We start from the raw sequence: 6,385 nt of genomic DNA, 5'->3' as shown, positions 1-6,385 counted from the left end.
TAACCCGTGCCGATCTGACATCACCCAATAACCTCTATGTCGTAACCGCTAAAAAGGACCTCGCCACGAAGCGGTACCGCTCTTCGCCTAGCCCGCAAAGCTACGATGACTGGATACCGGTAAACACCTATCCCTTATACCTGAGGGCACTTATAGACCCGGGGTATTTTAAACCACCGTTTGAGGAGCAAATCGGCAGCATCATCATATTGCCTACCGTGCTGAGCAGGTTCACTTACTCTAATGTTAATACCTGGAAAGTACCTGAAGGTGAGCGCGTTAGAGTATATTTCGAAATCCTGGTCACCAACTCGGGCCCGGTAACCGAAACACATGACGTCAGGCTCTATATCGGCTCTCAAGACGATGGAGTTGATTGGTATACCAATAACGTGTACCCAATGACTCTCTCGCCGGGGCAATCTTATAAAATCGAAAGAAACATCCTCACCATGGTTGGTAAGGGCAGGACCTTCCAGTGTGTGGACGACCAGGGCAGCATGTCCAGTAAGTATACGGTTTCCACATGAGGTAATTTTAGATGACCAAAGCGTATCTTGAACCTCAAGATGTAGAAAAACTGGAGCAGGCCGCTGAATACCTGCGGGACCGGCTGCTTATTCGGCTTTTGTTCCGGCTCGGCTGCCGTATTTCCGAGGCGCTGGGCATAACGGTCGATGACATTGATTTTGGCGAGAGCACGGTCACCATCAAGCACCTCAAGGAAAGGGTGAGGCTTTCCTGCCCGCGCTGCGGAGCGCGACTGGCCCGGGCGCACCGGTTCTGCTCCGTTTGTGGATTTGATGTCGACCAGGCCCTTTCTCAGGTTCGGGAACAGCGGCGCTTTCGCACTCTGCCGGTTGATGCCGAAACCCTGGATATGCTTAAGGAATACGTAGGCCGTAAAGGGCCTCGTTCCAGAGGGGGCCGGCTTCTCCTCTTCGGCATTAACCGCCACCGGGCCTGGCAGATAGTGCGGCATTGTGCCGAAAGGGCCGGGCTCCCCAGGCTTAAGAATGCTGAGTCGGGTAAGGTACACGGCGTAAGCCCGCACCGGCTGCGGGACGCTTTTGCTGTCCATGCCGTGAAAATCAATGACAGCGGCGATGGGATCCGGATGCTGCAGGAGCACCTGGGCCATCAGAGCATCGCCACTACCATGAGATACCGTAAGGTCTCCGGAGAGGAGCAGAGACAGTGGTTCGATAAGCTATGGGAGGAGAATAAATCGAAAGGAGAGAGAAATGGTAAAGCGTGAACAGTATGATTTCTTCAAGGAGCTGATTCGGGAGTTTGAGCCGCGGGAGACCGGGCCAACGGAGCCGTACCCGAACTGGGGGAGCCGGTTGGCACAGTACGAACGGGATAATCCGGCCCTGGTCCCCCACGCCACTAAAGGCCGAGCAAACCTGCTCAGAAGCTACGACGCCATGAGGCGAAAATACACCGACCGAATAGAAACCGCGGCGGCTAACTATGACAAGCTGCCCTTTGGGCCTCTAACTAAAGCGGCCTTTCGGGCCGGCATGAAAACGGCTCCGGAGAGCTACCGGAATAAGATCACCACCTCTCACGAGAAGAAGTGGGCGGCACGATGGATTGATCACGTGTCGCGATAGGAGGAAAGCGCAATGCAAACAGCAACCGTAACGATCGGAGAAAAGCAGTGGCTGGCTAGCGTGGCGGTAACCCCGGAAGAACTGGCTGCCGGTCTCTCGGGACTGGAGTCGACGCCTGCCGGCGCAGGTATGCTCTTTGACCTGGGCAGTGAACAACCGGTTCAGGTCACCACGGCGGCCATGCTATTTAGTATCGACATCATCTTTATGAGCGAAGCGCTGCAGGTGGTGGATATCGTCCTGGGCGCTCCGCCAGGTTATCTCATCACAGAGGAAACGCCGGTGAGATACTTCCTGGAGGTAAACGCTGGTGAAGCGGAGACTATCGGGTCAGGTGACAGCGTGTCGATTGATTATACTACGGGAGAAGAGGGCCCTTTGCCTGGTGAGACGCTTGGAATTACCGGCTTCATGCAGCTTGCCCTTACGGCGGCTGTCATGGGGCTCTTTGTGGGCGGCATGCTCAAGATGTACTCTCGCACCGCGCTGGGTAAGCCGAAGCCGAAAGAGCTGCCGCCCCCGGCTCTGGAATACCCTCGCTATGAATACCTGTCATCCACAGGGATGATAAGCAAGCCAGGCCATGTCAGGCATCAGACGATAACTGGTAGTAAGCCGCCGGCAGTGATTCCCACCAAGCTTCGCCCCTCGCACCCGAAAGAAAAAACAAGCCTTGATTTCCTGGCGGACAGCCCCGAGTTTCTGGCCTATACCATTGACGATATCGGCTACCGGGAAAAGCTGGATAACGCCTTCCAGACGGCAATCACCCGGGTAAACAGGAGGATCTGATGGTAGTAAAGACCGCACCACCGCAGGTGTTGACCATGGAGGAGTACCGCAGGGACTGGGAGCCCCGGGGCTGGCAGCTCATCATTATCGGCCCCACTTCCACCTGGCGCCAGGACTGGGGTGAGTGGGAAGCCATCCGGGATATTGTGCAGAACGCTCTTGACGAAAGTGAGCGCTACACCTGGGGCTATGATGAAGAGGGGCTATATATCCGTGATGAGGGTAAGGGAGTGGCCGTGGCCGACTTCCTGCTCGGCCCACCCAAGCTCAAGCCGGACTGGGCCAGGGGCAAATACGGCGAGGGCATGAAGATTGCCGGACTGGCCTTAACCCGTAAGGGATATTCGGTTCGTGTCGAAACCATGGGGCGCGAGATCTGGATTGTCTTTTTGGAGCAGCCGGTAAACGGCAGGGCGGAGACCCTGGCCGCACTCTGGAGACCTGACGGGCAGAAAAGCGGCACCACCTTCCACATCGTCGGCTACAGGGGAACGGCATTTGAAGACCGCTTTGCCGTTAACATCCCCCGCTCGTCTGTTATTGCCGAGGGCCCCAGTCTGTTATCCCATCCCGTACAGCGCTATAACAAGCTCATACAGCATCACTTCCCGGTGACTCTCCCAGGCGGATGGTACGAGAAGGGAGCCGGGGCATCGCGGATATTTGCCCGTGACATCTTCCTGAAAAGCATAAAAAGTCCTTATTCATATAACCTCTGGTCCTTTGAGCTTGCCCCAGACCGGCACGGACCCAGGAACGAAGACGACCTGTGGGTAGACGTGGGCAGGCTGTGGTGCTGCGTTACCAGTGTTGATCACTTGAGAGTATTCCTTAACATGACGCATGACCCGCCGCTACTGGAAGCCGAGGAAAACCACCGGGTAAACATGTCCAGCTATGAAATGGGGGTTGATCCGGTGAGCGGAAAGAATTATGACCTGATCATGAAAGAAAACGCTGAGGCCTGGCGCGCGGCCTGGCGGGAGACCTTCGGCAATGATGCCGTCCTCCGCTGCAACCCCCGCTGGGACAGCACGGTGAAGCACCTGGGCTACAAGTCCGTTGATATGCAGAACATGGTTACCTGGGCGCTCCGCGGGGTGATTACCAGTGACGAACGCCTGGTCAGCGAGTCCCAGGAGCGGCTCCGGGAAGTGGAGATCATTCCCGACTCGAAACTAGCCCCGCTGCAGCTCAAGCACCTTGCCCTGGCCAGGGAAATTACGCGGCGGGTGGTTTCCACGCCGCCAGATGTGCACGCCGCCATCATCCCGCCGGCAAGCGACCGGGTGAGAACGGCCGGTCTTTACAGCCGGACGACCCGTGAGGTCTATGTTTCTCTCTTTCAGTTGGACCACGCCAGAACAACCATCGATACCCTGATTCACGAGCTGGGCCATCATACCTCGGGAGCTGAGGATCTGGAGCCGGGACACGCAGATGCTATGACCAAAATCGCGTCCCGGGTGGTGTCGGCCACGGCGGAGCGGTGGTTTGATGACGCGCTTAAGGGAATAACCTGGTAGGAGGACAACGTGAAAACACCGCAGGAATCGATTCAGGCTCAGGCCAATGAGGTAATCCAGTTTACCACCTGGCTTTCGGTTGCTTTGTTTATGCTCTGGGTAGGCAAAAAAGTAGGCGGATGGGAGAAGAAGATCGCTAACGATATTCTTGATGTGGCCACCCCGAAAGAAATACCGGTAAGGCTACCCCAGACCAGGCCGGTCACCGTGATCTGCCCTATCTGCGGCAAGGTGGTAGAAATACCGAAGTATGATTTAAAAAACCCGAGATCAGTAACCAGATCGGAGGCGCTCCGGCAGCACATCGAAAAAGAGCACACATCAAAGCTCGGACTGCAGGCCCAGGCCTTGCTTATTGAGGGCGGCGAAGAAGTACCATCCCGCTACCGCGACCTGGTGGGACTGGTTAACGAACCGCTTCCGGAGTATAGCCTGTCGGTGCTGCCGGCCGTGGAGACCGCGACTGGTGAGCGTAAGATTGACGCCGTCATGGCGCAACTTAAAGCCGGCGTTGAGGGTATCGTCGATAGCTACCAGTTCCGGCTCTTCCTTAACACCATGGCCAAGTTTCATGACTACTCCATCGGTAACCAGATACTCATCATGCTCCAGAAGCCGGACGCCACCAGGGTCGCCGGATATAACACCTGGAAGGACATGGAAAGATGGGTTAAGCCGGGTGAAAAGGGCATCGCTATTCTGGCGCCGGTCATGCCGCCCCGGGCTACTTGTGCTGAGTGCGACGCTCGGATACCCAGGGGCGCTCGCTACTGCCCGAAGTGCGGTGCGGCCGTTGATATAGAGGGGGAGGTTTCCCCGCGGTTCTTCAAGGTAGTGCATGTTTTTGATCTTGGGCAAACCGAGGGGAAGCCTCTGCCCGAGTTTGAGGTGCCGGTGCTTACGGGTGAGAAAAACGAGGCGCTGTTTAACCGGCTGCTAGCCCTCATGGAAAGAAGCGGCGTTACGGTCAGCTTCGAATCGCGTCCCTACCAGGACCCGGGGATAAAGGGGCAGTACTTGCCGCCCTCTCAAATCTGGGTGCGTCCCGAGGAACACGGAGCGCAGCAGCTTAAAACCCTGCTTCATGAGGTCGCCCATTACTACTCCGAGGGCGTCTTGCGGATGCCAAGACAGGATGCCGAGACGATCGCCGAGAGCGCGGCCTATGTCGTCGGCGCTCACTACGGCTTCGACACCGGAGTGAGGTCGTTCCCCTATGTGGCGCTATGGTCGCGGGACAAGAAAACGCTCGACCAGAACCTGAACGCCATACGCCGGGTGGCCACGACGATGCTGGAAGGTCTGGAGAAATGACACCGGTAAGTAAAACTGGAGTGAAAGCAATGGACACAAAGCAGATACTCTATAAGGACGACAATAAGAATGAATACCACGTCTATACCCCCGAGGAACTGGAGCGGTTGAACGAGATCGCCCTGCTACGCCAGAAGGCAGTTAGCCTGTACGAGCTGGCGCTGGAGCTGCTGGAAAGAGCCGAAACTGCCTCTCGTAAAGGAAATCTTAGCCAGGCTACTGATTGGAACACAAAGGCCCGCGAGTGTGAACTCAGAGGCCGCACCATTGAGAAGGAGTCGCTGGATAAGCAGCTTGAACTTTTACATAGTATCGGACGGGTCGAAGGGTGGAAACTACCAGAAGGAGGGAAAGTTGGCCATTGATGTTAGACCCACCAACGGGGGTTTTCTGAGACCCTTTGGCACGGCCTGGTTCATCATCGAGTTTCTCAAAGGCAGCGGCCCCGAGGACTCAAAGAAGATAGACCCTTCGGCCGGGGCCCCCATGACCGATGTCCACAGTGAGTATAAGCTGGCCCTGCACCGCGCCATCGCCCGGGATGCCACCGAAAGGGCGGAGGAAAAGCACATCGCCCGCGGTAAGCCGGCCTTTACCGCGGAGGAATACCAGCTTCTCCTGGAACACTACTTGAGCCGGATTCCCTATAAGCTCACCCGGGCGCGGTATTCCAGCTTCACCCGGTACTTCAACCACCTCAAGAGACTGGGCTGGGTCGAGGAAACGGGCTACACCGAGGGATCGTCAATTCAGGACGATTACCCGCCGGCTCCGCCGCGGGTTTATTACCGGCTCACCGCTAAAGGCCGGGAAGCTCCCCCCGATCAGGTATCAGACCCCGTCCAGGCCCTGTACCACTACCCCCGCGAACAGCGAAGCGCCAAGACAAGGCGCTATATCCGCATCTAGGGATAGTTTTACCCTATCCATTCCATAAGCCTCTATTTTTGAGCTACAGGCCGTCTGCTGATGTCAGCTAACCCGGCCCTCATCCCATAATTACTTCCTGTTTTTGCTTTTGCGATGACCTTTTCTCTCCCCCCGGGGGGATGAGGATGTAATTGCTTCCTCTGGTTAAACCAAAAGTTCTTTTGTTCAATAATGAAGCTGTAAATGTAAAAGCACCTTAACAAC

Annotated in this window: 9 protein-coding genes; 8 read left to right on the top strand and 1 reads right to left on the bottom strand. The window is 56.3% G+C overall.

Annotated features, from left to right (window positions below):
* From PHI12_12830 to PHI12_12795, 8 genes are all read left to right on the top strand, one after another.
* Nucleotides 1-530: hypothetical protein (locus PHI12_12830; protein MDD5511675.1), on the top strand; the 530-nt coding region annotated here is incomplete at its 5' end.
* A gap of 11 nt (nt 531-541) precedes the next feature.
* On the top strand, nt 542-1,258 hold the full coding sequence (locus PHI12_12825; protein MDD5511674.1) for a tyrosine-type recombinase/integrase: 717 nt from the start codon (nt 542-544) through the stop codon (nt 1,256-1,258).
* Nucleotides 1,245-1,619: a hypothetical protein gene (locus PHI12_12820; protein ID MDD5511673.1), complete on the top strand. Its 375-nt coding sequence runs from the start codon at nt 1,245-1,247 to the stop codon at nt 1,617-1,619. The genes PHI12_12825 and PHI12_12820 overlap by 14 nt, the downstream gene beginning before the upstream one ends.
* Before the next feature lie 12 nt (nt 1,620-1,631).
* A complete protein-coding gene (locus PHI12_12815) occupies nt 1,632-2,411 on the top strand; it encodes a DUF192 domain-containing protein (protein MDD5511672.1) in 780 nt (259 codons plus the stop codon).
* On the top strand, nt 2,411-3,937 hold the full coding sequence (locus tag PHI12_12810) for a hypothetical protein (protein ID MDD5511671.1): 1,527 nt from the start codon (nt 2,411-2,413) through the stop codon (nt 3,935-3,937). Before PHI12_12815 ends, PHI12_12810 begins: the two co-directional genes overlap by 1 nt.
* Nucleotides 3,938-3,946: 9 nt before the next feature.
* The gene (locus tag PHI12_12805; GenBank protein MDD5511670.1) at nt 3,947-5,251 is read left to right on the top strand and encodes an ArdC family protein; all 1,305 of its coding nucleotides are present in this window, start codon (nt 3,947-3,949) and stop codon (nt 5,249-5,251) included.
* Nucleotides 5,252-5,280: 29 nt separating this feature from the next.
* The gene (locus PHI12_12800; GenBank protein ID MDD5511669.1) at nt 5,281-5,616 is read left to right on the top strand and encodes a hypothetical protein; all 336 of its coding nucleotides are present in this window, start codon (nt 5,281-5,283) and stop codon (nt 5,614-5,616) included.
* The gene (locus tag PHI12_12795; GenBank protein MDD5511668.1) at nt 5,606-6,160 is read left to right on the top strand and encodes a hypothetical protein; all 555 of its coding nucleotides are present in this window, start codon (nt 5,606-5,608) and stop codon (nt 6,158-6,160) included. Before PHI12_12800 ends, PHI12_12795 begins: the two co-directional genes overlap by 11 nt.
* 32 nt (nt 6,161-6,192) lie before the next feature.
* On the opposite strand, the gene PHI12_12790 is transcribed toward PHI12_12795, so the two are convergent.
* On the bottom strand, nt 6,193-6,385 hold a 193-nt coding region (locus PHI12_12790; GenBank protein MDD5511667.1), incomplete at its 5' end, for a hypothetical protein.

It is taken from the genome of Dehalococcoidales bacterium (genome assembly GCA_028716225.1).
In the GTDB taxonomy this organism is placed as follows: Bacteria; Chloroflexota; Dehalococcoidia; order Dehalococcoidales; family UBA5760; genus UBA5760.
Note: the sequence above shows the minus strand (reverse complement) of the source record. Positions and strands in the feature narration are given on the sequence as shown.